At 56.8% G+C, this 24236-nt stretch carries 21 protein-coding genes; 9 read left to right on the forward strand and 12 right to left on the reverse strand.

Annotation, left to right across the window (positions count from 1 at the left end):
• The 3 genes from KORM41_RS14445 to KORM41_RS14455 form a co-directional block, all read right to left on the reverse strand.
• On the reverse strand, nt 1-902 hold a 902-nt coding region (locus tag KORM41_RS14445; protein ID WP_156431899.1), incomplete at its 3' end, for a DEAD/DEAH box helicase.
• Between the two features lie 401 nt (nt 903-1303).
• Nucleotides 1304-3064: an amidohydrolase gene (locus KORM41_RS14450; protein WP_156431993.1), complete on the reverse strand. Its 1761-nt coding sequence runs from the start codon at nt 3062-3064 to the stop codon at nt 1304-1306.
• Between the two features lie 38 nt (nt 3065-3102).
• Nucleotides 3103-3669 (reverse strand): phosphohydrolase, encoded by a 567-nt coding sequence (locus tag KORM41_RS14455; protein WP_068149560.1) that lies wholly within the window; start codon nt 3667-3669, stop codon nt 3103-3105.
• A 182-nt stretch (nt 3670-3851) separates the two neighbouring features.
• Here KORM41_RS14455 and KORM41_RS14460 point away from each other — a divergent pair, with 182 nt between their 5' ends.
• Entirely contained in the window at nt 3852-5042 is a 1191-nt protein-coding gene (locus KORM41_RS14460; protein WP_068149563.1) for an MFS transporter, read from the forward strand.
• A gap of 21 nt (nt 5043-5063) precedes the next feature.
• Here KORM41_RS14460 and KORM41_RS14465 read toward each other — a convergent pair whose 3' ends face one another.
• Both KORM41_RS14465 and KORM41_RS14470 read right to left on the reverse strand, forming a co-directional pair.
• Nucleotides 5064-6488 (reverse strand): aldehyde dehydrogenase family protein, encoded by a 1425-nt coding sequence (locus tag KORM41_RS14465; RefSeq protein WP_380084311.1) that lies wholly within the window; start codon nt 6486-6488, stop codon nt 5064-5066.
• Between the two features lie 10 nt (nt 6489-6498).
• On the reverse strand, nt 6499-7383 hold the full coding sequence (locus KORM41_RS14470; protein WP_068149569.1) for a fumarylacetoacetate hydrolase family protein: 885 nt from the start codon (nt 7381-7383) through the stop codon (nt 6499-6501).
• Nucleotides 7384-7552: 169 nt separating this feature from the next.
• On the opposite strand from KORM41_RS14470, the gene KORM41_RS14475 reads away from it, so the two are divergent.
• Together KORM41_RS14475 and KORM41_RS14480 are read left to right on the forward strand one after the other, a co-directional pair.
• On the forward strand, nt 7553-8356 hold the full coding sequence (locus tag KORM41_RS14475; protein WP_068149572.1) for an acetoacetate decarboxylase family protein: 804 nt from the start codon (nt 7553-7555) through the stop codon (nt 8354-8356).
• Complete coding sequence (locus KORM41_RS14480) at nt 8353-8685, forward strand: DOPA 4,5-dioxygenase family protein (protein ID WP_068149574.1); 333 nt, start codon at nt 8353-8355, stop codon at nt 8683-8685. The genes KORM41_RS14475 and KORM41_RS14480 overlap by 4 nt, the downstream gene beginning before the upstream one ends.
• Before the next feature lie 85 nt (nt 8686-8770).
• Here KORM41_RS14480 and KORM41_RS14485 read toward each other — a convergent pair whose 3' ends face one another.
• From KORM41_RS14485 to KORM41_RS14495, 3 genes are read right to left on the reverse strand one after another with little or no spacing between them, the layout of a single operon-like run.
• Entirely contained in the window at nt 8771-10231 is a 1461-nt protein-coding gene (locus KORM41_RS14485; protein ID WP_068149578.1) for an aldehyde dehydrogenase, read from the reverse strand.
• Between the two features lie 18 nt (nt 10232-10249).
• Entirely contained in the window at nt 10250-11545 is a 1296-nt protein-coding gene (locus KORM41_RS14490; protein ID WP_068149581.1) for a type I glutamate--ammonia ligase, read from the reverse strand.
• 18 nt (nt 11546-11563) lie between these two features.
• Nucleotides 11564-12844: a cytochrome P450 gene (locus tag KORM41_RS14495; RefSeq protein ID WP_068149584.1), complete on the reverse strand. Its 1281-nt coding sequence runs from the start codon at nt 12842-12844 to the stop codon at nt 11564-11566.
• Nucleotides 12845-13018: 174 nt separating this feature from the next.
• On the opposite strand from KORM41_RS14495, the gene KORM41_RS14500 reads away from it, so the two are divergent.
• Entirely contained in the window at nt 13019-13918 is a 900-nt protein-coding gene (locus KORM41_RS14500; RefSeq protein WP_068149588.1) for a DODA-type extradiol aromatic ring-opening family dioxygenase, read from the forward strand.
• A gap of 93 nt (nt 13919-14011) precedes the next feature.
• Here KORM41_RS14500 and KORM41_RS14505 read toward each other — a convergent pair whose 3' ends face one another.
• Both KORM41_RS14505 and qhpR read right to left on the reverse strand, forming a co-directional pair.
• On the reverse strand, nt 14012-14845 hold the full coding sequence (locus KORM41_RS14505) for a type 1 glutamine amidotransferase (protein WP_068149901.1): 834 nt from the start codon (nt 14843-14845) through the stop codon (nt 14012-14014).
• Between the two features lie 96 nt (nt 14846-14941).
• A complete protein-coding gene (gene qhpR, locus KORM41_RS14510) occupies nt 14942-15952 on the reverse strand; it encodes an AraC-like transcriptional regulator QhpR (RefSeq protein ID WP_068149590.1) in 1011 nt (336 codons plus the stop codon).
• A gap of 118 nt (nt 15953-16070) precedes the next feature.
• On the opposite strand from qhpR, the gene KORM41_RS14515 reads away from it, so the two are divergent.
• The 4 genes from KORM41_RS14515 (at nt 16071) to KORM41_RS14530 (ending at nt 21237) form a co-directional block, all read left to right on the forward strand.
• Nucleotides 16071-17120 carry an AraC family transcriptional regulator gene (locus KORM41_RS14515; protein ID WP_068149593.1) on the forward strand — a complete coding sequence of 350 codons (1050 nt, stop codon included), beginning with the start codon at nt 16071-16073 and terminating at the stop codon, nt 17118-17120.
• An 86-nt stretch (nt 17121-17206) separates the two neighbouring features.
• Entirely contained in the window at nt 17207-18451 is a 1245-nt protein-coding gene (locus KORM41_RS14520) for an NAD(P)/FAD-dependent oxidoreductase (protein WP_068149597.1), read from the forward strand.
• A gap of 7 nt (nt 18452-18458) precedes the next feature.
• Nucleotides 18459-18779, forward strand: coding sequence for a 2Fe-2S iron-sulfur cluster-binding protein (locus KORM41_RS14525; protein ID WP_068149599.1), 321 nt, complete (start codon nt 18459-18461; stop codon nt 18777-18779).
• A gap of 133 nt (nt 18780-18912) precedes the next feature.
• Nucleotides 18913-21237, forward strand: a complete 2325-nt coding sequence (locus KORM41_RS14530) for a TonB-dependent receptor (protein WP_082719956.1) — start codon at nt 18913-18915, stop codon at nt 21235-21237.
• Between the two features lie 158 nt (nt 21238-21395).
• On the opposite strand, the gene KORM41_RS14535 is transcribed toward KORM41_RS14530, so the two are convergent.
• Complete coding sequence (locus KORM41_RS14535) at nt 21396-22028, reverse strand: protein-methionine-sulfoxide reductase heme-binding subunit MsrQ (protein ID WP_068149906.1); 633 nt, start codon at nt 22026-22028, stop codon at nt 21396-21398.
• A gap of 153 nt (nt 22029-22181) precedes the next feature.
• The gene (msrP, locus tag KORM41_RS14540) at nt 22182-23144 is read right to left on the reverse strand and encodes a protein-methionine-sulfoxide reductase catalytic subunit MsrP (RefSeq protein ID WP_068149605.1); all 963 of its coding nucleotides are present in this window, start codon (nt 23142-23144) and stop codon (nt 22182-22184) included.
• A gap of 427 nt (nt 23145-23571) precedes the next feature.
• Between msrP and KORM41_RS14545 the strand changes: the two genes are divergently transcribed.
• The gene (locus KORM41_RS14545; RefSeq protein WP_068149611.1) at nt 23572-24180 is read left to right on the forward strand and encodes a PAS domain-containing protein; all 609 of its coding nucleotides are present in this window, start codon (nt 23572-23574) and stop codon (nt 24178-24180) included.
• The last annotated feature ends 56 nt before the right edge of the window (nt 24181-24236 follow it).

Here is a 24236-nt window from a genome sequence, read left to right on the forward strand (position 1 = left end):
GTGGCAACACAGACGCGCGCGCGCCCATCCCGCATCGCCTGCAGGGCGTGGCTGCGTTCGTTCTGACTCAGTTCACCCGACAAGGCCACAACCGAAAAGCCACGGTTATTGAGGCGGCTCGTCATATGGTTCACTTCAGCACGCGTGCTGCAAAAGATGATGGTGTTCGGCGCTTCGAAATAACGGATCACATTGATGATGCCGTTTTCTTTGTCATTGGGTGCCAGCATCAGGGCGCGATATTCGATGTCCTGGTGCTGCTTCGTATCGCTTTTGGTTTCAATGCGGATGGCATCGCGCTGATAGCGTTTGGCAAGCCCCATAATCGATTTCGGCACGGTCGCAGAGAACAAAAGCGTCCGGCGGTGATCCGGCGCTGTATCCAGCATATATTCCAGATCATCCCGAAAACCGAGATCAAGCATTTCGTCAGCTTCATCAAGAACAACAGCACGCAGCGCTGTCATATCAAGCGAGCCCCGTTCAATATGGTCGCGCAACCGGCCGGGTGTGCCAACCACAATGTGCGCGCCCCGGTCCAGACTGCGGCGCTCCGTGCGCATATCCATCCCGCCAACACAGGTGGCAATGGTTGCCCCAGCCAGTTCATAGAGCCATTCAAGCTCGCGCTTCACTTGAAGGGCAAGCTCACGCGTGGGCGCGATCACGAGCGCCAGTGGCGCGTGTGCCTGGGTGAGCTTTTCAGCCCCCTCAAGAATATCGGGCGCAAGGGCAAGGCCGAAAGCAACTGTTTTGCCAGACCCCGTTTGTGCAGAAACGAGAGCGTCAGCGCCAACAAGGCCCGGGGCCAGCATTTCTTTCTGCACGGGTGTGAGAGAAGTATAGCCGCGTTTTGTTAACGCCTGGCCAAGCGCCGGAACGACACCATCAAATTCTGTCATTGTTTTCTTTCGGAAACGGGTTTTAAGCGCAAAACTGCCAGCTAACCGCCTTAACCAGCTCATCGCATTAGGAAGACCGCAGGGATACTGCCAAGCGTGCGCCAAAACAAGCTCAATTTTGCCTGCCTATTGTAGACCGAGTTCAGGCGAAGCACCATGAAAAGCTGCGCCCTATGACTAAGATGTTTCATTACCTATGAAATTTTTCGATTGATGTAGAATAAAGGCACGAAACCGCAAGGGTGGAAAAGCAGCCAGTCCATGACAACGGGTTGAATGTCGGCTATCGGCCAGAAGCGGACGTGAGGAAGCCACATTATCTTGTCGTAAGAATAGTCACTTTCTGACCCAAAGAAGACGTGTGATGTCGGCTTTTCGCTATAAACCGAGTACCAACAAAACTAATCATTGCGCTCAAAAACCTTGCTTCCATCGATATAGACCTGCAGCGTAGTGGTTTCATGGATGCGGTTGCTCTGCACTTTATAGGGGTTCTGGCCCACCAGGATCATGTCGGCCTTCATCCCAAGGTCGAGGATGCCAACCTCATCGGCATCACCCATCGCCCGAGCGCCATTTTGGGTCATGATCTTCATGGCCTCTTCGATGCTAATGGCCTGCCCTGTGTTCAGCGGTTCTCCTGTGCCCGGTGTGCGCCTGGTCACCATCGTCTCAATCGCCAGCCAAGGGTTAACGGACGGCACCACGGACCAGTCCGATCCAGCGATCACGTTGGCGCCGCTCATCAGCGCGTCGCGAATGGGAACAAAGCGATCCATCCGGCCCCAGCCAACCGCCTTGGCGACATCAGCTGTGATGGGTGTCGGGTACCAGATGTAGGGAGAAAACTCCCACGTCACGCCCGCCTGTTTGGCTTTTGCGAAATCTTCTGGTGCCACGAAACTGGCGTGCGCCACCGTATGGGCGGGACCGCCATCGCCATTTTCCTGTCGAGCGTGCGCCACCACCTCTATGGCGGCCCGCACGGCTGCGTCCCCCGTTGCATGGAATTTGACATGCAGTCCCTCCCGGTCAAAGCGAGTTACAACATCCCGGAGCATGTCTGACGGCACAAAAAGGATGCCTTTTGTTGCCGCTTCGTCGTGGCTTGCGCGCACATAGGGCTCCAGCATCGCGCCTGTGTGGCTTTCCGTTGGCACACCGTCGAGGAACATTTTCACGCAGTCCAGCTTCAACCGGCCTTTGGCATAGTGGAAGCGGTCACGGATCAAGGCTTCGGTTGCCGTGCGGGAAAATTCGGGCGCAGGGTTCCAGACGATACAGCCGCGCACGCGCTGCTTGATGGCGCCCGATGCTGCAAGGTCAGACAGGGCCTGGATATCGCCGTAGCGTGTGGACGCGTTGGTGAAAGACGTGATGCCGTACGAAAGCATGGTCTGGCTTGCGTATTCAATAGCCTGCCGCTTGGCTTCAAGACTTGGCGGCGGCATATGGCGGATCACCAGGTCAACCGCAGTTTCACGAAATACACCTGTCGGCTCGCCGTTTTCATCGCGTTCGATCACACCGCCCGAAACTTCCGGCGTATCGCGGCCAATACCTGCCTGTTTCAGGGCGGCCGAGTTGACCCAGATGCTGTGGTGCGCCTCGTCATTCAGGACAACCGGATTGTCAGGCGACACGTCATCAAGATATTTGCGGTGCATCTCGCCCTGCGCAAAAGCGCCCGCGACCCAGTTTCCGCCTTCGATCCAGTCGCCAGCATTTGACCGCGCCACACAGTTCCGCACAATTTCCGTCACGGCCCCAAGGCCCGCCGAAGATGGCAACGAACAGGAAAACAGTTTCTCCATGCCGGCGAACTGGGCGTGCACATGCATGTCGTAAAGGCCGGGCAGCATCGTTTTGCCCGCAAGGTCGATCACTTGCGTATCCGGCCCGGTGAAGGCATCCACATCCTGACCCAGAGCGACAATAACGCCTTCCCGAACGGCGAGCGCCGACGTCCAGCCGGTTGCTGTCTTGATCTCGCCATTCAGGAACACCGTATCGGCCTTCACCGCCTGGCGGGCTTCATACATGTCAGGATCCACGACCGCAGACTGTGCCCAACCTAGCTGACTGGCCGCCAGAGGTGCCAGTGCCAGGGCAAGGCCGAAAAAGGTCTTAAGATAGCGTCTAGGTCTGATATCCGTGGTCATAACCAGCCTTCCTTTGCCCGTAGCGGTGCACCTGTGGTCTAGAATTTATATACTTTCAGAAGAACGGTCAAAAGCCCGCGTATTTTTGACCCTCCGGCCAGGTCGGTGGCAAGACGGTCCAATGTGTCATAGAAACCCAGGGCGGGTAACGCCTCATTGACCCGCGCAACCTGCGCAGGCTTGAGGCCATGCCTGACCTTGCCCTTGGTGGCATCCACCCAGTCCGCCTTCCTGACGGCATTCACCACGTCAGCATTCGGCCCCTTGTAGGCGGATATCTTGTGGTGCCAATGGATGATGGCCCGCAAAAGCCCCTCATCAAGACCCCAGCCGTGTTCTGCATTGGCTGCCAGCGCCGCCTGTTCTGAAGGCTCAAGATACGCCAGCGCATTGTCAGTCCAGAGGCCAATATCATGATACACAAGGGTAACCTCAACGGCCTTCTTGTGGGTTTCATCCCCTTGCAGAAAATGGAGGCTATAGGTCAGCACGCGGTAGATATGATTTCGGTAACCCGGAAGGTCGTCGCCGATTACAGGAGCAAGCTCCTGCAGCAGCGCCTCCACCACTTCAGACTCCGTGATAATCTGCAATTCTCCGGTCATGCCAGCCCCTGTATCTTGAGAATGTCTTCGCCGCAGACTAGCTGCACCAGCCATCTGATGACTTTGCAGACGCGGCCAAACTGGTACGATCAACGCCCTAAGGCGAAAATTGACCGGAAATGCCATGATCTCCGGGCCAGTATCGACGACGTTTGGAAACGTAAAACAACCGGAGCCCGCGAATGTCCCTTTTTCGAGCCAGATCGGATTTCGATCCTGATCGCACATCGTCTATTACAGCTGCGGTCCTCCTCAGCATATCCGCCAACATCTCCTTCATTATCCAGCCGGGGCTGGTTGGCGGTTTCGTTGAAGTGCTTGGCCTGAGCGAAGAGGCTGCGGGACAACTGGCGGCCATGGAAATGTTTGGTGTTGCGAGCGCCACCATTGTACTCGCGATTGCCAGCCTTCGGGTGAACTGGCGTACGAGCCTCGCGCTTTTTGCCCTGATCGCTGTAGTGGGGAACTATTTTTCCGCCAATGCGGACGGGATGGAACAGCTGTCACAAGCGCGGTTCGTCGCTGGGTTCGGGCACGGAGGGCTGATTTCGCTCAGTTTCTCTGCCATTGGCCTGACGACAAGAACAGACAGGAACCTGGGCATCTATCTGACCGTGCTTTTGTCCTATGGTGCACTAGGCCTCTTGTTCATGCCGTACCTATTGGACAGTATCGGCATCAACGGCTTGTTCATCGCGTTCGGCGTTGCAGCCCTGATGGCCCTGTTCGCCCTGCCCTTCATGCCGTCAGGCCCCAAGAAGGCAGAGGAAATTGAAGTACCAAGCGGGCCCATGCGCTGGAAGCTTTTGCTTCCCACGCTATTGGGTTTTCTGGCCTACAATATCAGCCAGGGTATCGCCTGGGCCTATCTGTTCCTGATCGGGCTTTCTGGCGGCCTTGAAGAACAGGCCGTGGCCAATGCCATGTTCATCTCGCAGGTATTTGGCGTAGTGGGTGCCATCCTCGCCGTTGTTATTTCCGCCAAGGTGTTTGGCCGCTTTGGGCCGATCACCCTGGGCGTGCTGGGTGGGGCGGCCTTTATCGCGCTCCTGATGCCTGGCGTTACCTTCGTGACTTACCTGGTGGCCGTCTGCGGCTTTAACCTGGCCTGGAACAAGGTGCTTCCCTTCATTCTGGCCGCCATTGCTGATTTCGACGTGCGCGGACGCGTGATGAGTTTTGCGCTGGCGATCCAGATGGGCGGGCTTGCCATCGGCCCCTATATCGCATCGCGTGTAGTCGGCGATGGCAACTTTTTCGCAGTCGAGCTTGCGAGCGTGCTGTTCTTTATTGTCGGGTATGTGCTTCTGATCATCCCCATCATGGCGCACCAGAAAGTTCTGCGCGTCCATCACACATCAGCAGAAGCGTAGGAAAATGGGATCGGTGCCAGCCTATGCGCTGGCACCGTAAACGGATTTGAGTTCCAGGAATTCTTCAAGGCCGTATCGGCCCCATTCCCGCCCATTGCCGGACATCTTGTAGCCACCGAACGGTGCGGCGCTATCAAGCCCTGCACCATTGATGTGGACCATACCGGACCTCAGTTCATTCGCGACAGCGACAGCCTCTTCCCGGTTTTCCGCCCATACGGCACCAGAGAGGCCATAATCTGAATCGTTGGCAATCTCGATCGCCTCTTCCTTACTGTCGTAGCCCATCAAGGCAGCAACAGGCCCGAAGATTTCTTCGCGGAAGATTGTCATATCCCGGCGCACATCACCAAACAGGGTTGGAGCTACGAAATAGCCCCGGTCAAGCCCTGCCGGGCGGTCAGGGCCGCCCGTGAGGCATGTAGCCCCTTCCCTGATGCCCGCTTCGATCATGCTGACAACCCGGCCATACTGGGTTTTGTTGGCGACGGGTCCAAGGTCGACATCCTCATCGGGGTTGCCCACCTTCAGCGCCTCTGCAGCTTTCACCGCAATCGTCACCGCTTCTTCATATCGGTCATTGGGAACGAGAATGCGGGTTCTGGCGTTGCAGGACTGGCCGCTGTTGTCCATCACGCCCTGAACGCATTTGGTAACGGCCGTTTCAAGGTCTGCGCTGGGCAAGATGATGGCCGCGGACTTGCCGCCCAGTTCCAGCGACACCCGCTTGATGGAAGGTGCTGCTGCCTGGGAAATGGCGACGCCCGCGCGGGTAGAGCCCGTGAAGGAAACCATATCCACGTCCCGGTGGCTGGTGAGCGGGGCACCAACCCCGACACCATCCCCATGCACCAGGTTGAACACGCCCTTCGGCACACCAACTTCATGCATGACTTCGGCAAGGATCACCGCGTCAAACGGCGCGAGCTCGCTAGGTTTCAGCACCATGGTGCAGCCGGCGGCCAACGCCGGTGCCACCTTGGTCGCGATCTGGTTAAGCGGCCAGTTCCAAGGCGTGATCAGGGCACAAACCCCAATAGGCTCATGCCTGACCGTCGTGGTACCAAGCTTTTCTGAAAAAGCGAAGCTATCCAGCTCCCTGATGACCTGACCGAAATGCTGGGGCCCGGAAGGCGCCTGCGCGCCCTTGGCCAAGGCCATCGGCGCACCCATCGCCTGCGATATGCCGTAAGCGATCTCATCATTGCGCTCGATCAGCTTGGCGTTGATGGCCTCAAGCAGCTCCCGGCGTTCTGCCACACTTGTGCGCGCGAAAGCCGGGAACGCGGCTTTGGCGGCCGCGACTGCCCGGTCCACATCCGCTGCTGTGCCGAATGCAATCTCCGCCACCGATTCCTCGGTGGCGGGGTTGATCACCGCGTGGGTTTCACACCCCCCGGGCTGGTACCAGGCACCATCAACATAGAAGCGGGTGGCGTCAGGCAGCTGCATTGGGTCAATCCTCCAGCTTGGATTTGTAGAATTTGGCGCCCTGGCCACCAGCTGCGCGCTTGCCGCGGTGCTCCCAGTCGCCACCCATGGCTGTGGAAATCACCTCTTCCGATTCCGTTGGCTGGGCGCCAACATCATCGCGGATTGGCGCCGGGCCTTCAACAATGCGGTTCGTCAGCTTGCCAAGGCCTTCGACTTCCACTTCAACCACATCACCGGGCTGGACCGGGCGGCTGTTCGCGGGCGTGCCGGACAAGAGGACATCGCCCGGTTCCAGCGTAATGGTACGCGCGATATCGGCCACCAGATAGTGCATGTCCCATTCCATGTTGTCGGTATTGTCTTCCTGAACCACCTTGCCGTTCACGATGGTACGGATCACCTTGTTCTTGAAATCCCACCCTTCCACAAGGCCGGGGCCCAAGGGGCAAAGCGTGTCAGAGCCTTTGACCCGCAGCATGGAGCCGGCATCCGTATCGCGGAAGTCATGAAGGCCATAGTCGTTCGCGACGGTATAGCCCGCGATATAGTCACCGGCTTCATCGGGCGAGATATTCTTGCAGTGCTTGCCAATGACAATAGCGATCTCACCTTCATAGTTCAGGTATTTGCAACGCTTCGGCCGCACGATGTCGCCCTTGTGGGTATTGAGGGCCGTCAGCGGCTTGTGGAAATAGGTTGGCGAGCTGCCAAGCTTGGTCATGAACTCATCTACCCGGCTATGGTAATTCAGGTGCACACAGATAATCTTGCTGGGGGCAACAGGCGGCAGATGAACGGCCTCGTCCACATGCACTTTCCTGCCATCCTTGGCCACCAGCCAGTCGCCGTCACGCGTTGTCAGAATCGGGTAACCGTCCAGCAGAATTTTGCGATACTCAGTTGTCATTTTCTTCACCTTGGTCGGGACAGAGATAAAAATTCAAGCTTACCTTAAGTCGATCCTGTTCCCACTTTCTTGGCTAATGAGGACAAAAACAGTCCCCCCAGTAGCCAGCCCCCGGAAGTTCAGGGATAGTTGCAGTCGAAGTTTCAGTTCCAAATACAAGGGAATGCACATGACTGGTTTTTACTATCCCCGGACACAGTCCGGCAAATCGGCGATCCTGCCCCCGGTGCCATGGCACTATTCCGGTGAGTTGATCACCCTGGAATATCGCACACACCCGGAAGCTGTTGCAGCCCTTCTGCCGGAAGGGTTCGAGCTAGCCGACGACGATCCGGGCGCTGTTGCTGCCATCTGGGCAGACTGGCAAAGTTGCTCAGACGATTTCAATGAAATCCTTGACCCCGTGCGGTGCCAATACAAGGAAATGTTCATCGTGATCCGGTGCAAGTACAAGGGCAAGCATTATTCCCGCTGCGCCTTTATCTGGGTTGATAAGGACTTTGCCATCCTGCGCGGCCAGCACCAGGGCTACCCCAAGAAGCTGGGCTCCATTCACATGAGCCGCCCGGTTACCCTTGGCAAAGCAGGCCCGCGCCTTGAAGCTGGTGGCAAATTCGGCGTAACGCTGGCGGCTTATGACCGGCGGCTGGCGGAAGGTGTCTTCACCATTACGGAAGAAGCCGAAAAGCCAGGCTTCGTCAATGGCCTGCCGATGGCGCACAATCGCTGGTATCCGGCGATTGAGACCAATGGCACCGACAGCCTTTCCGAAGTGGTGACCATGTCCGGCTTTGACGGCGAGATGGGGCGTTGCTTCATGGGCGATTTCGACTTGACGTATTTCCCGTCACCGGTCGAGGAACTGGTTGACCTGCCAATAGTTGAGAAGATCGCCGGCTATTGGCACGAAGTGGGCGTTTCCTGGAAGGCCGGCACCACTCTTTCCCGCAAGACACTGCCTGACTTTCGGTGATAACTAACCCCAGCATCTGTCATGCCCATGTCTATTTTGATGTGGGCATGACGCACGTTGCCACAAACGTTTGCCGCAGGGCAGCCGAAAAGTTTTCGCTTCAGATGGGGCGGGTTCATCAAAAGCCAGTCGGCCCGCATTCAAAGCCCAGCTGCCAACTGATCATTCCCCTCCCCAAACTTGAAACAGTCCTTCCCTGGCTGGACCATCACCGGCAGGGTCTGTCCGTCCTCATCCATTCGGTAACCGGCGATGACCTGGCCGACCATACGGACGGCTGTTTCTGGCTGGGCACGCCGCACCCTCTAAAGCTCAACATCTTCCAGTGAAAAAGCAAATGGGCGGAGAGCCATGTTTGGCGCTCCGCCCAATCATTTCGGGCCGCTAGGAAGGGGAGGAAGTGAAAGCCCGAAACTAGCTTGTAGACCCTTCCAGGATCTGCAGCGTCTTGAGATCCGAATGGAATTCAAGCGCATAATGCCCGCCTTCGCGCCCAAGGCCGCTCTGGCCAATGCCGCCGAAGGGCGCCGTCAGATCACGCACCAGGAAGGTGTTCACCCACACGGTACCGCCCCGGACCGCACGGCCAACGCGCTCGGCACGCTCGCGCGAGCCGGTGTAGATAATGCCTGAAAGGCCGTAGACGGTGGAGTTCGCCAGCGCCACGCCCTCTTCTTCGGTTTTGAACGTCTGGAACGTGAGGACGGGACCAAAGATCTCGCTTTGAACGACCTCAGACTGGTTGCTTTTCGGCTTGATCAACGTGGGCTCGACCCACAGGCCGCCTTCCTTGTAGAGCTTGCCGCCACGGACGATATCATCGCCATTGGCGCGTGCGCGGTCGATAAAGCCCAGCACACGGTCCACATGCACAGGGTGGATCATCGCCGACATTGTGGTGTCCGCATCGCGGCTGTCGCCCATCACGTGCTGGTCGGCATATTTGTGGAACAGGGCTTCGAACTCCGCCGCCACGCTTTCTTCCACGATGATGCGCGTGCCCGCCATGCAGACCTGCCCGCTATCGTCAAACTGGCCCGCTGCTCTCTTCGCCGCTGCATCGATATCCGCATCCGCGAACACCAGAAGGCAGGATTTCCCGCCAAGCTCAGCAGTAAAGGGCACGATGTTTTCCGCCGCTGCCCTACCAATCACACGGGCGGTCGGCACCGAACCGGTGAAGGAAATCCGCTTCACTCGAGGGTCGTTGACCAGATGGTTGCCCAGTTCGCTCCCCAATCCCTGAACGATGTTGAACACGCCGGGCGGGAACCCGGCCTTATCGATCAGGTCAGCGAGAACGCTGGCCGACAGGGGCGACCATTCGGCAGGCTTCAGGATCACCGTGTTACCGGCTGCAAGCGCTGGCGCACACTTCCAGGTCGACAGCATGAAAGGCGCATTCCACGGCGTGATGATCACGGCCGGTCCTGCAGGCATCCGGATCACCCTGTTGTGGGTTCCCTTGCTATCCCAAACACGTTCTTCGTGCTCAACCGCCAGGTCTGCATAGTTTCGGAAATTCAAGGCGCCACGCGGAACGAGCCGCAGTTCAAGGCTTTCCTGCAGCATGGCCATATCAAGGCATTCGACCGTCGCGATGTCTTTCTTATGCTCGTCAATCAGGTCCGCCAGCCGGTGCATATAGGCGGCGCGTTCCTTGGGCGAAAGTGCTGCCCAGGCAGGGAATGCCGCCTCGGCCGCCGCCACGGCCTGCTCAGCGGTGTCCGCGTCCCCGCGTGAGATGTTGCCAAGCAGCATCGACCAGTCCATCGGGCTTCGCGTCTCAAAGGTCGTGGGCGACGACACGCGTTCCCCGCCGATATAATGATCGGGCGATACGGATACATGGCCAACGGTAAATCTGTCTCTCATCGTATGGTTCCTCGTCGCCTAGATATAGTGGCCGTAATAATCGAACTGGCCCGCGGCATCCTTGCCGTCCAGTTCCTTCACTTCCGCTTCCTTGATCGCAATATAGTTGTCGATCATCAGCTGGCTGATAGCAGCTGTGAGGGTCGTATCATTCTTGAGCGCATCAAGGGCGTCGGTCAGGTTTGTCGGCACATGGCGCTCCGTGTTGACGCTCTCAAGCCCATCACCGGTTTCGGCAGGCGGCAGGTCATACCCTTTTTCAACCCCGAGAAGAGCTGCGTTCAGGACCGCCGCCACCGCAAAATACGGGCTTGCCGCACAGTCGCCCACCCGGTGTTCGATGCGAGCGGCCTTGCCCGTTTCGGCTGACACACGCACCGCGACACCCCTGTGGTCATAGCCCCAGTTCGCCCAATAGCCGCTCAAGCTTGCGGGGGTCAGGCGCTCATAGGAATTCACAATCGGCGCCAGAATACCACACATGCTCTCATGATGGTGTATGAGGCCGGCAATACAGCCCTTCACCAGATCAGACAAGTTGTCCTTGTCTGTGCCGCCCGCGAAAGCATTTTCGCCCTTCTCATTGAGGAAGCTGATGTTGACATGCAGGCCGCTGCCCGCAAGGCCTGGTATCGGCTTGGGCAGGAAACTCAAGAGGTAGCCCTTCTTGTACATCAGCTCCCGCGCCATGGTTCGGAACAGGAAGAAGTTGTCGCACGCCGCAAGCGCATCGGTGTACCCGAGCGTCATCTCGAACTGCGGGCTGTCATATTCGGCATTGAAGGATTCCACATTCAGGCCGATGGACTGTGCCACCGCCCAGACCTCATCCGTCAAACCGGCCGGGTCTGTGAAGGGGCCGGTGCCATAAACAAAGGCGCCCGGCGTGTCATACGGAACCCAGCCACCGTCTTCACCGCGCTGGAAGATAAAGGCTTCACCTTCAAGGCCGATCATGGGCGTCAAGCCACGCGCCTGCCACTTGGCAATGACATTCTTGAGCGCGGTGCGACCACAAAGCCCGCTCGGGCCGTTTGCGTCACGGATGTCCGCCAAGGCAATCTTCGTGTTGGGCTCCCACCCATCGCGCAGCGACTTCGGATCAAAGACGCCTTCAATATCCGGCAGCCCCCCTTCAACGCCTGCCCCAGGTGCTGCGATCAGATCACGCGAATAAGTCACGGCATAGGCACCAGCGCAGAAGCGGGCATGCCCGCCTTCAGCAAAAGCACTTGGCAAATATTTACCGCGCGCCAGGTTCAGTTGGTCTGAAAACAGAACCCTTACACGGCTCATGGCATCAGGCGTATTCATGTTGAACCCCTTTTTGATTTAGACGGCAGTCATGCGAACAGGCAGGCGCTTCAGGCCCAGAATAAAGTTTGACCGCAGATAGTCGTGGTTCTTGGTTTGCTCGATGGTCGCAACCCGGCGCGCCAGTTCCTCAAGAACGATCCGCACCTCAAGCTTCGCCAGCCACATACCAAGGCACACGTGCGGGCCGCCCTGCCCGAACGACACAAAGCGGTTCGGCTTGCGCTCAAGATTAAGCGTGAAGGGTTCATCAAAAGCCTCTGGGTCGCGGTTGCCAGACGCAAACCAAAGGACGATCTTGTCGCCTTCCTTGATCTGCTTGCCTTCATATTCGAAATCCTTGGTGGCCGTCCGGCGGAAGTGCGTGGTCGGCGACGCCCAGCGGATCATCTCATCGGCTGCGGAAATCATGAACTCTTCATTGTCGAGGTTGTCCTTGATCTGCTGGAAAAGATGCGGCTGGTTCGCCAGGGCGTGGATGGAGGCCGCGATACTGTAGCGCGTTGTGTCATTTCCCGCCGCCACCAGAAGACAGAAGAAATTGCGGAATTCATCATGAGTCATCTTGGTGCCGCCCTTGGTTTCACCAAGTACGAGGTTCAGCACACCGAAGCTCTCGCCCGCTTCCATGCGGTTCAGAAGATCATTGGCATAATCAAACAGCTCAACAGCCGCGGGCGACCGGAACGGCAACAGCCGGTATTCTTCAGTATCGACCTTGTCGACGACGAAATCGGTATAATCAGGGTCGGAGTTTGAGATCAGGGCATCGCCCTTTTCCACGAGCCACCCAAGGTCTTCCTCCGGCACGCCGATAATCTGCCCCAACATACGCATGGGCAACTGGCGAGCGATCATTTCAGTGGCATCGAACTCACCTTTTTCAAGCGCTTTATCGATAAGGCTGCCCGTGATTTCCCGGATCTGGTCTTCAAACTGGGCCACCGAATTGCGGGAGAAGGCTTTGTTCACCAGCATCCGGAAGTAGGTGTGCTGCGGGGCATCCGTTTCCTGGAAGGTTTTGCGTGCTTCATACTCTTCCTCGGACTGGTCCTCGATCCGGATACCCTTTGCGGAGCTGAGGAGATCAGGCTGGCGGTTCAGTTTCATGATATGCTCATGGCTGGTGACCGACCAGAAACCGCGCCCGCCGGTCTCTTCAGTCCAGGTTACACCGCCTTCGCCGCGCATGCGCTCGAAGGTTTTGTAGGGTGCGCCCTGATTGAAGGCATCAAGTGATGATAGATCGACGTTTGAATCTTCGGATTGCGAAAACGGATATTGCCAAGCGTTGCTCATTGCCCATTCCTTGTCTTTATGGGGATAGGTCACCGACCATTCCAATTTCCATCAGACTATCTGCTGGCAGGCGGAGCATCTTGGCAGATGTGGACATTGTAAGCCCCCCTGGTACCGAAGTCCCGGGAAATGAGTATTGTTAGAGAGAAGAATTTAATCATTTAGGAGGTCGCCATGGGCGAAATCGTGGGTGCAGGGCTCGTCTCGCATGTACCAACCATCATGACACCGGACGAAGATCGTCTGGAAATCTATGATGGCAAAGACACCACCCTTATCAAGGGGCTGGAGCGGATCAGGAAAGAGGTGCTGGACGTATTGAAGCCAGACGCTGTGATCGTCTTTGACACGCACTGGGCAACGCTGATCGAATTTATTGTTACCTCCCATGAACGCCGCACCGGCAAGTTCACATCGGAGGAACTGCCGAGGGGCATGAGCCAGGTTCCTTACGACCTGAAGGGCGACCCTGAGCTTGCCCTGCTGATTGAACGGGAAGTAAACGGCGTCGGCACCCGCTGCACCGCAATCGACGACCCTTACCTGCCCATCAACTATGGTACCGTCAATGTGGCCCATCACCTGAAGAAGGATGAAGCGTGGCTCAGTGTCGGCGTGTGCATGTCTGCGGACGCCAATGACTATCTGTCGGTTGGCGAAGGCATCCGCTGCGCCATCGAAAAATCGGACCGCAGGGTCGTCCTTTTGGCCAGCGGTTCCATGAGTCATACGTTCCGCCCCTTCCGGGACATCAGCATCGGCAAATATGAAGCCGCAAACCCTGAGTTTGTCTTCTCCGCAGAAGCCCGCGAGGCAGACTATGAACGCCTGGCCTGGTTCAAGGAAGGCAACCACGCCGCAGTCATCGACACCATGGGGGACTATTACAGGCACAGACCTGAAGGCGGCTTTGGCCATTACCTGATGATGGTGGGCGCACTGGGCGCGCGCAACTGTCGGGCAAAAGGGCGTCAATTCAGCGAATATGAAAACTCTGTCGGCACCAGCCAGGTACACGTATGGTTCGACCGCCCGGAAGACGGCTGGAACGGACTGGACAACAACGAGTCCTAAATCTTCAGCCATTCCAAAAAGAAAATGAAAAGCCGCGGAGGAATACCCTTCACGGCTTTTTTCTTTGCTGGTAACCTGTCGCCGAACAACACATCAGCGCAGGCAGTGGGTCACCCAATTGATGATCTCAGCCCGCCGGATGTGGGGGTCAAGAATATCTTCGTCGATCCCCAGCTGCCAGGCGATGGCCTTGTTGGATGGATTTTCAATCAGCGCATCAATCTGGGCGCGGTAGCCATCCGCAGCAACTTCCGTGTGGAAGAAATCCTGCTCCAGCAGGTCCTGCTTATACAGCCGGAAAAGCATGGACAATTGTTCCAGATCGAACTCCGGGTGATACTGGACCGCCCAGACCTCGGACCGCCCAACAGGTATCACCGCACCCTGGATTTCGCTGTGGCGGTTGGTACATAGAAGCGTCGCGTTCGCGGGAAGCTTTGTCACCTCGTCATAATGGATGCAGGGCGCGTCGAACGTGTGCCGCTTGCCGCGGAAATAAGGGTGTTCCCTGCCCGCATCAGTCAGCAGGATTTTCCGCGCGAAACCGATCTCGCGGCCGTTCGGGCTGGCCTCCACCGTGCCGCCGGCGGCAATGGCGGCAATCTGAAGCCCCCAGCAACTGCCAAGCACGGGCTTGCCCGTTTCGCCAAACTTTTTCAGGATCTCGATCTGGTTTCTGACCGCGAATGTATCGTCGAACGCGCGCAGGCTGGAGCCGCTGATCACCATGCCGTCAAAATCGTCGAAGCTGGCGCCTTCCGGCAAGGCGGCGTCCTTGTCAGCACCATTCAGGACCGTCATTTCAATGTCAGGGAAATGGGCGCTAATGGCTTCCGCATACACCTGGCTTGCGGCACGCACGCCGATACTGTCTGCGCGCACGCGGACTTTCCTGGGGTTTCCCTCCAGCAGCAATAGATGGGGCATTTCCGCCTCTTTCAAAAAAATCCGGGGTGCAGATATAGCAAAGCCCGCTTGCGCGGGCTTTGCCATTGAGGACATTTTGGGAGGACATTCTAGTTTTTACGAAGCCAGTTGCCTGAACTGCTGTGGCGCCATGCCGGCCCAGCGCATGAACGCGCGAGAGAAGGTGCTGTGTTCCGAATATCCGAGCTTGAGCGCCATTTCGGACAACGACTGCGTCTTGCAGATCTTGAACTCAAGCGACGCCGCGCGCATCCGGCACTCATCGAGGATCGACTGAAAGGATTCGCCCTCGCCCGCAAGTTTGCGCCGCAGGGTCCGGCGGGACATGCCAAGTTCAAGGGCAATATGATCCTGGTTGACCTTGCCTTTACTCAGCCCCTCGAAAATCTTCTGCCGGGTCCGGTCGCTTGCAGGCATACGGCGCTTCTGCTCTGACAGAAGCCGCGACAATCTTTTCATATGATCACCATCCACCGCCGGCAAAAGATCAAGTTCCCTGTTCAGAAGGCTGGTCGGGAAGCGGAAACCATTGCTTTCAGCTTTGTATTCGACGTTGGTTTTCACAATGTCGCTGACATCCCGTTTGATGGTCTCGGCGTCACATTCAACAAACATCTCAACCGAATGCCAGGCATCTGGCGCGGCCGACTTGATGAAAGTTGCGAAAATGCCCAGCGAATAAAGCGCATCTTCGGTCCGCGGCCAGATATCCGGGTCCAGAATACGGTAGCTGAGTGTGGACCATTGTTCGCCCACATCGAAGGTTACTTGGGTATCATCCTGGATCAGCGGGTAATATTGCGCCAAACGGCTGAAAGCCGTTCCCAGGTTCTTTGCCCCAAGGACAGCGCGCCCAGCATAGCCCCGTTTGGAATAGTTGGAGGCATGCCCTACGGCCCACGACAGGCCCGCACTGTCTTTTACCTGCCCGACCTGCTCAAGAAAGGAGACAAACTCTTTCAGGTCCACAACCAGAGAGCCGCCGTCCTCGCTGTGGTCAGACGCTTTCAAAGACAGGTTACCAAAGTTTCCTGCGTCCAGCCCGCGTGAGGCCAGAACGCCTTGCCAGTCGGCCACGGCCGAGGCGTTTACAAAGGAGTTTTTCATTTCGCTTCCCCGTTTCATCTCTGGATCAGACGATGATGGGAAAGCCGATCTTGCGCTTGTCAATTTCTATCAATATTATGATAATCTCTATCACGCGAAAGAATTGGACCCTTGCCAGATGTTGGAAGCAGCAAAATTACAAAAAATTAAGCAAGAACCACATATCTGGTCATCTGTTATCCGAAGCCTGCGCGCCCCCCTGAAGGAAAACGACATCGACGCTGATCAACTGATGGCAGAGGTTGGCATCTCCAAACATGACGTCGATCTGACCAATGGGGAAATCCCCCTAAAGGGTTGGATGAATTTTATGGAAAAAGCGGCAGTCAATGCCGGAAATCCATTGCTAGGGGTGGACCTGGCCCGCACGGCCGGGCCTGAAACATTGGGTGCCGTCGGCTTCCTGTTTCTGTCGTCACCCACCATTCACGAAGCCTTCTTGAATATGTGCCACTATATGAATTTGCTACAGGGCGTGACCAACGCCCATCTGGTTATAGACGACTATGAGACCGCTTGGGTTTACCAGATCATGCATGTGGATGAGCTGAAGTGCATCCAGGACGTGGAGTTTTCACTGACCCTCACGAAACGCATGATCAAGATTTTCGCCGAAGACAAGATCGATGTCCTTAGCGTCAACTTCCGTCATTCCCCACAAATGGATCGCCGCGAATATGAAAAGCGCATCAAGGTGCCGGTTCACTTCAACCAGGAGGTAAACAGCGTGGTCATCCCTACGCAGCATTTGAACATGACAGGCAAAATCCTGGATTCGAGCCTGGCGCCTATCCTGAAAGCATACCTGGACGAAGAACAGGCAAGCTTCAACAAGATCAAGACACTGTCAGACCAGGTCCGATACGTCCTGTACGGCCAGCGCATTCCCCTTCCCATCACGGCAAAGAAGGTGGCTCGCCATGTTGGCCTCTCTGAAGCCAGCCTGTATCGGAAATTGAAGAGCGAAGGCGTGCGTTTTTCCGATCTGCTGGAAGAAAGGAATTTCGGCCTTGCGAAGGAATATCTCTCGACATCGGATATGACTGTCACTCAGGTTGCCCACATTATCGGCTTTGCCGATTCCTCAAGTTTCTGCCGCGCTTTCACGCGCTGGTCGGGTGGCATCACACCGTCTGAATTTCCGAAAAGCGAGAATTCCGGCCTCTAGACACAGCCCATCTCTTTGGCCGGATTTGCACGGCAGGGCCTGCGACAATCCCTTATCACCCTTGGGGAAGATAAGGAGACCGTCTTATGTCGCTTGCATCCAAAGACCGGATCGTCATTGTGGGGGCTGGGCAGGCTGCGATCCAGCTGGCCCAAACCCTGCGCATGAAGGGCCACGCCGGCCCCATCACATTGCTTGGCGAGGAGTCTGCGCCTCCCTACCAGCGGCCACCGCTTTCCAAAGCCTTTATGAAAGGCGACCTGGCCGAGGAAAAGCTATTCCTCAAGCCGCTCTCATTTTACGAGAACAAGGATGTCGGCCTTTGCCTGAACACGCGCGTAACCGGCATAGACCGTGCGAATAAAACCGTCACCTGCGCGGACGGCACAAGCCATGACTATGACCGGCTGGTCCTGGCCACCGGTTCACGTCCGCGTATGCTCGATAGCATCGCACACCTTGAGAATGTTCAGGTACTTCGGGGCCTTGAGGACGCAAAAGCACTGAAGGCACGCCTTTCTGATCTCAAGCATGTCACCGTGCTGGGGGGCGGCTATATCGGGCTTGAGGCCGCGGCCGTGCTGCGCGGCATGGGGATTGACGTGGTTGTCCTTGAACGGATGCCGCGCCTGCTGGCACGTGTAACCGGCGAGACAATATCAGACTATTTCCTGCGCCTGCACAGGCATCACGGCGTGAATATCCTGTGCGATGTGGAAGTGACCGAGTATGTATCGTCCGATGACCGACTAACTGCGGTCAAGCTTGCCGATGGCCGTGACATTGCAACGGACCTTCTTCTTGTGGGCATTGGCGTACTTCCGAACCAGGAGCTGGCAGAAGAGGCCGGGCTTGAGTGCGGCAACGGCATCATCGTCGATGAAGACAGCCGGACAAGCGACGAACGCATTTACGCTATTGGCGACTGCAGCATGCGTCCCCTTCAGGGCCAGCCGCAGAAACTGCGCCTGGAGAGCGTGCCCAACGCCATCGACCAGGCAGATATTGTGGCGGCCCATATTCTTGGGGCCGAACGCCCCGGCTATAACCCGCCCTGGTTCTGGTCAGACCAGTATGACATCAAAATCCAGACAGCAGGCCTGTTCACAGGCCACACCCACACGGTCGTGCGCGGCGATATCGAAGTCGGTCGCTTTGCCGTCTTTTATTTTGAAAGCGACCGCTTCATCGCGGTCGACGCTATCAACGACCCACAGTCTTTCATGGCTGGCAAACAAGTCCTGAAATTATCAATCCCGCTCAAGCGGCATCACCTGGAAGAAACGGATGAGCCGATGATGAGCATCGTCAAGAAACTGCAGCAGAAGTGAGAAGACCATGACGAAAATTACCTTTGTAAGCCCTGACGGCGAAGAACGGATCATTGACGCAGAGGACGGCGATACCGTCATGGATGCGGCGATCAACAATGATGTGCCCGGCATCCTGGCCGAGTGCGGCGGTGCCTGTGCCTGCGCCACATGCCATGTTTATGTGGATGACGCTTTCATGGACAAGGTGGGCACCCCGAGCGAAATGGAAGAATCCATGCTGGAATTTAACGAACACCGGCAGGAAAACTCGCGCCTGTCATGCCAGATCAAAGTATCCCCGGACCTTGAAGGTCTGCGAGTGACAGCGCCTGAAAGCCAATATTGAATGCTGAACAAGGGCTAGGATCATTTTTGACCGGTATTGCCAATCGCGGCTGAGTGATCCTAGCTAATATATCCCTTTCAACGTAGGCGATAGATGACCTTCGCCGTGGAGACCGTTGTTAGGGGAAGCACATATGAAACGTCTTAGTAAAGCAAGCCTGCTTGCTTCATGTTCAATAGTCTACGCCGTAGCCGGCGGACAAATGGCGCAAGCGCAGGTATTTGAAGAAATCGTGGTCACCGCCCAGAAGCGGGACCAGTCGCTGTCGGATGTGGGGGTATCTGTTACAGCATTTTCCGGCGAGTCACTCAGGAATTTTGGCTTCACGAACAGTGTCGATGTTGCGGCCCAAGTGCCCGGACTGAACATCGGCACTCCAGTAGGTGAAGGCAACAACCCTTCCTTCACGCTGCGCGGTGTGGGGCTGAATGACTTCAACGACAACAACGAAGCCCCGATCGCAATCTATCAAGACGGCGTCTATATGGCTGCCCTACCTGGCCTGACCTTCCAGCTTTTTGACACGGAGCGCGTCGAAGTGCTGCGCGGGCCCCAGGGTACGCTCTATGGCCGGAACGCAACCGGCGGCCTGATCCATTTCATTGCCAAGAAACCAACTGATGAGTTTGAGGCCTTTGGCCAACTCACCTATGGCAGCCACAACGAGCTGTCGTTTGAAGGCGCCGTCAGTGGCCCGCTTTCTGACAGCATCCGCGGCCGCCTCTCTGTGGCGCGGAAAAGCTATGACGGTTATGTTGAAAACCGGATTGGCAAGGATGCAAACGAGGCAGACAGCTACGCCCTTCGCGGCCAGCTTGATTTCGACCTCAGCGATACAGGGTCGCTGCTTCTCAAGGGCAACTATGCGTCCTCAAACACGGTAGCACCGCAGTATCAGCATGAAGCATCTGACGGCGTCGCCGACATTTATGGCTATGCCGACACTGACGGCGATAATTTCGCAGGCGATTATAGCCGCGAAGGTGTTCTGGACATCGAATCCTGGGGCGGCTCGGCAACCTATACCGACACATTCGGCAATGTGGATGTGACCAACATCCTCTCCTATAGCAAGACTGAAAAGCTGCACAAAGAGGACACCGATGTCGGCCCGAATGCCGGTATCGAGCCAACCTTTGCCTCAAACATCAAAGTCTTTACCGAGGAACTCACGCTCAGTGGCGGCGACAACGACTTCAACTGGACAGTTGGTGCCTATTTCTTTGATTCCAAGGTTGAAGGCGACCTTGAACTGGCAGTGAACTGGTTTGCCGGCTTCGCCCAGTTCCTGGACAGCGACCCAACGGTCTTTGACGGCCTCCTCGGTGCAGGCACTCCGTCACTCGCGACAGCCGACCCGGATGCTCTGCTCCCAGCCATCCTTTATGACGTGAACTATGAGCAGAACACCCAGTCCATCTCTGGCTACGGCCAGGTCGAATATGCCCTGAGCGATACCGTCAAACTGACAGGCGGCCTGCGCTACAGCAGCGAAGACAAGGACATGGAATATCTGAACGATATGCCCTCCGGCTATCTGCTGAACGATGCGTTCGGCGGCATTCTCGGTATGCAAAGTTGGATGGACTTCCGCACAGGTGGCAACAACAACGCAACCGGCATCCCTGACCTGGATGCGGGCGCAGTCGGCGACCTGAACAACATTGATGCCAGCAACCTTTCCGGCAAGATCGGTATCGATTTCACGCCAAACGACAACACGCTTTTCTATGCAAGCGTAAGCCGGGGCTTCAAGAGCGGCGGCTTCAATGCCGGCTTCTCTGACGCCACAGACGGCATCAAGACCAGCCAGATTCCGTATGACGAGGAAATCCTGACGTCCTATGAAGCCGGTGTAAAATGGTCAAGCGAAGGCGGGAAAGTATCGGTCAACGCCGCAGCCTTCTACTATGACTATAAAGACTTCCAGGCACTGACGTTCCAGGGTCTGTCGCAGGTGATCACCAACTCAGATGCCACCTACAAGGGCGCTGAAATCGAGATTGGTGCCCGTCCGACAGACGGCCTGAGCATGCAACTGGCAGCGAGCTTCCTGGATGCCAACGTTGACGGAGTATCCGTTAACGGTGAATTCCTGCCTGACCGCCGCCCTGTGCTTGCACCCAAGTTCACGGCCAGCGGCTTCATCCAGTATGAAAAACCGGTTGAGTCCCTCAAAGGCTATCTATCTGGGAACGTAAGCTTCAACCACCAGGGCGCCCACTATTTCGATATCACCAACAGCCCACAGTCGCGTGAAGAAGCCTACACACTCGTTGATGCCCGCATCGCCTACCGAAATGACGATGACACCATCGAGGTGGCCGGCTTCGTGAAGAACCTCTTCAACACCGACTACCGGGTCTATACATTCGATTTTGGTGCCATTGCGGGCTTCAACCAGCAGTTCTTCGGCAAGCCACGCTGGTTCGGAATCCAGCTCACCCTGAGGAACTAAGCCTCTTCCCGCACATGTGCGGGGAGCCCCTAATGACAATCAAGACGGCCGCTGATCCCACAAGGAACAGCGGCCGCTTCTGGCGAAGGGCGGATATCCAGCCGCGTCTGAATGTTCATCGCTCAAACGTCCGCTTTGGGTCGAAAACTACCAGCCTACTATGCGGCCTTCACCCTCTTGCCGCCCCTTCGCTTCCACCGCAGCGCCATCAGGCCCAGATAAATCGCGCCGTAGATAAGCGGCTCAAGCTGGAAGCCCTTGCGCATCATGAAGAAATGGATCACGGCCAAAGGGGCGATGACATACACAAGCTTATGAAGCCGCTGCCACCTTTTCGCGCCCAGGCGTTTGATCATGCCCTTGGTGCTTGTGATCGCCATGGGGGTAAGCATGAGGAAAGCGGCCATTCCCACGGTGATATAAACCCGCTTGATGATATCCGCCCACAAGCCTGCCCAGTCCCACAACAGGTCCAGCCACAGGTAGCTTAGGATATGGGTGCAAACGTAAAAGTAGGCGAACAGCCCCAGCATGCGCCGGAACAGGATCGGCTTTGGCGACTTAAGCACGCGCGAGAGCGGCGTTACCGCGAGTGAAATCAACAGAAACCGAAGCGCCCAGTCGCCCGAAAAGCGGTTGGATGTCTCATTTGGGTTGAACCCCAGGTCGTGCGGCGCGCCCGCAAACGCCTGCCACCAGTTGAAGGCCAGCCAGGCGAACGGGATAAGGCAGGCGGCAAACACCAGTGGTTTGCCAAAGCGCCTGAGGTTTGGGACACTAAAAATCTGCATCAAGACATCCGGCCTTTTCGACAATTCATATTTCTGGTCATATTTCTGGCCATGCCCACCCCAATCGTCACTCGCCGACCCGATCGGCGAGTCCACGCCACGCTCTTACCGCATGGATTCGCCGGTCAAGCCGGCGAATGACGACAACACTATTCAATAATATTTCGCCAAATCCATGCCGTCATACATATGCGCCACCTGATCCGCGTAGCCATTGAACATGAGCGTCTTCCTTTTGCCGAACTCGCCAATGCGGCGCTCGGACGCCTGGCTCCAGCGCGGGTGGCTCACGCGCGGGTTCACGTTCGAATAGAAACCATATTCCGATGGCGCGGACATGTTCCAGCTGGTCTTTGGTTCCTTGTCAGTGAAATGGATGCGCACGATGGATTTGATGGATTTGAAGCCGTATTTCCACGGCACCACAAGGCGGATGGGTGCGCCGTTCTGGTTCGGCAGTTCCTTGCCGTAAAGCCCCACGGCCAGGAAGGTCAGCTCATTCATCGCTTCGTCCATCCGAAGCCCCTCGCGGTAAGGCCAATCGAGCACGTTAAAGAAGCTTTTCACGCCCGGCATCTGGCCCTTGTCCGCCAGCGTTTCAAACGCAACATATTTGGCGCCCGACTGTGGAGCGACCTTCTTGAGGACACCCGAAAGCGGCACGCCAAGCCATGGGATCACCATCGACCAGGCCTCCACGCAGCGAAGCCGGTAGATGCGTTCTTCGAGTGCCGAATAGTCGATCAGGTCTTCAAGCGCATAATCGCCCGGCTTGTCGGTCATGCCGTCCACTTTCACCGACCATGGCGCAACCTTCAGCCGCCAGGCGTTCTCCGACGGGTCACCCTTACCGGTACCGAATTCATAATAATTATTATAGTTGGTCACCGCGTCATATGGCGTCAGCGTCTCGCCGGGGTCAAAGGCAGTTTTGGTGTGCGCCAGTGTCTTGAGCTGCCGCTCTGTCGCCGCCTGCAGTGCTCCTGTGCCCGCAAGTGCTGCCGCACCCGCAAGCGCGCCCGCGCCCGTCATGAAGCGCCGCCGGTCCAGATAGACCGCCTCGGGGGTGACTTCACTTTCGCTCAAGTGCCAGCTTTTTGTCCGCTTGATAAACATGCCATACTCCGGTTTCTGCTTAGCTTAAATCTAGCAAAGGTCTTGATCCGGTCCAGTCACGCTTTGGTGCACGCGGCGTGAGCGAGCCGGGAAATCCTTTGTATTTGCGCAACACAAAACCAAAACACCCCTGGCTTTACGCGCAGCGGGGGCCAACGGATGCACCAAGGCAACGCAAAATAAGGGCGAAACATGTGTTCTTTTGGTTGAAAAGGCTTGCAAATACCCCCTCATTCGCTAACTATCTGGTCACTTGTCGAGGGGTCGACATCGTGGAAAAATGCGGGGATGGGCCGTATTCAATCACGTTTTGGCCTGTACCGCGCCAAGAAGGCTTGCGGCACGCCCTGCACTGGGCACTTGACGGAATTGTGACTTTCGCCAATGGATTTGGCCTCAAGTTTAGGGTTTAAAGGCCAGTAACTGGATGACTGACGCGCTCGAAAAGCTGCAACATTCGAAGGCAACGCAACAGCTTGTTCAATTCTGGCTGAATTTGCCCCGCCCTGAAGGACAGGTTTGCCCCCGGCGATCCGACTTTTCTTCCGCCCAGATTAACGGGTCAATTTCCGAAGTATTCCTGAGCGAATGGGAAGACAGCGAAGTCCTGCGGGTCGTACAGGCTGGTACCGTGCTGGACCGCCATATCGGCATTGACATGACGGGGACAAATATTTTCGACATGACGCCAGAGGAACTGGTTGAAGACGAACGCACCTACTATAAAGCGCTCCGCGACCAGCCTTGCGCCGGCATGATCACGCGCAGCATGATCAATTTCGCCGATGTGCCGTTCGTCTATCGTACCATCCAGCTACCGCTCCTCGACCCGTTCGGCAAGGTCGTCTATTTTGTCGGCACAGGGGTGGTAATCGAAGGCGATGACCTGGTGGCGCAATTCGGCCGCAGAAGTTTCCGGCGCACCCGTCTGGTGGAACGGCATTTCTTCGACATTGGCGCCGGTACGCCGCCGCCGGAAAAAGCAGGCCAACTGAGCCTGGGCGGTCCGCTGCATCCGCCAGCGCCGCGCGGCTAAACTCACCGACCATCCGCCAACAGCAAAACGGGCACAACCAGTGTGCCCGCCGTGTG

It is taken from the genome of Kordiimonas lipolytica (genome assembly GCF_001550065.1).

Excerpts from the sequence above, each read along its gene's own strand:
- KORM41_RS14450 (WP_156431993.1), bottom strand. The coding sequence starts at position 3,064 with ATGACCACGGATATCAGACCTAGACGCTATCTTAAGACCTTTTTCGGC.
- KORM41_RS14455 (WP_068149560.1), bottom strand. The coding sequence starts at position 3,669 with ATGACCGGAGAATTGCAGATTATCACGGAGTCTGAAGTGGTGGAGGCG.
- KORM41_RS14460 (WP_068149563.1), top strand. The coding sequence starts at position 3,852 with ATGTCCCTTTTTCGAGCCAGATCGGATTTCGATCCTGATCGCACATCG.
- KORM41_RS14470 (WP_068149569.1), bottom strand. The coding sequence starts at position 7,383 with ATGACAACTGAGTATCGCAAAATTCTGCTGGACGGTTACCCGATTCTG.
- KORM41_RS14475 (WP_068149572.1), top strand. The coding sequence starts at position 7,553 with ATGACTGGTTTTTACTATCCCCGGACACAGTCCGGCAAATCGGCGATC.
- KORM41_RS14485 (WP_068149578.1), bottom strand. The coding sequence starts at position 10,231 with ATGAGAGACAGATTTACCGTTGGCCATGTATCCGTATCGCCCGATCAT.
- KORM41_RS14490 (WP_068149581.1), bottom strand. The coding sequence starts at position 11,545 with ATGAATACGCCTGATGCCATGAGCCGTGTAAGGGTTCTGTTTTCAGAC.
- KORM41_RS14495 (WP_068149584.1), bottom strand. The coding sequence starts at position 12,844 with ATGAGCAACGCTTGGCAATATCCGTTTTCGCAATCCGAAGATTCAAAC.
- KORM41_RS14500 (WP_068149588.1), top strand. The coding sequence starts at position 13,019 with ATGGGCGAAATCGTGGGTGCAGGGCTCGTCTCGCATGTACCAACCATC.
- KORM41_RS14505 (WP_068149901.1), bottom strand. The coding sequence starts at position 14,845 with ATGCCCCATCTATTGCTGCTGGAGGGAAACCCCAGGAAAGTCCGCGTG.
- qhpR (WP_068149590.1), bottom strand. The coding sequence starts at position 15,952 with ATGAAAAACTCCTTTGTAAACGCCTCGGCCGTGGCCGACTGGCAAGGC.
- KORM41_RS14515 (WP_068149593.1), top strand. The coding sequence starts at position 16,071 with ATGTTGGAAGCAGCAAAATTACAAAAAATTAAGCAAGAACCACATATC.
- KORM41_RS14520 (WP_068149597.1), top strand. The coding sequence starts at position 17,207 with ATGTCGCTTGCATCCAAAGACCGGATCGTCATTGTGGGGGCTGGGCAG.
- KORM41_RS14525 (WP_068149599.1), top strand. The coding sequence starts at position 18,459 with ATGACGAAAATTACCTTTGTAAGCCCTGACGGCGAAGAACGGATCATT.
- KORM41_RS14530 (WP_082719956.1), top strand. The coding sequence starts at position 18,913 with ATGAAACGTCTTAGTAAAGCAAGCCTGCTTGCTTCATGTTCAATAGTC.
- KORM41_RS14535 (WP_068149906.1), bottom strand. The coding sequence starts at position 22,028 with ATGCAGATTTTTAGTGTCCCAAACCTCAGGCGCTTTGGCAAACCACTG.
- msrP (WP_068149605.1), bottom strand. The coding sequence starts at position 23,144 with ATGTTTATCAAGCGGACAAAAAGCTGGCACTTGAGCGAAAGTGAAGTC.
- KORM41_RS14545 (WP_068149611.1), top strand. The coding sequence starts at position 23,572 with ATGACTGACGCGCTCGAAAAGCTGCAACATTCGAAGGCAACGCAACAG.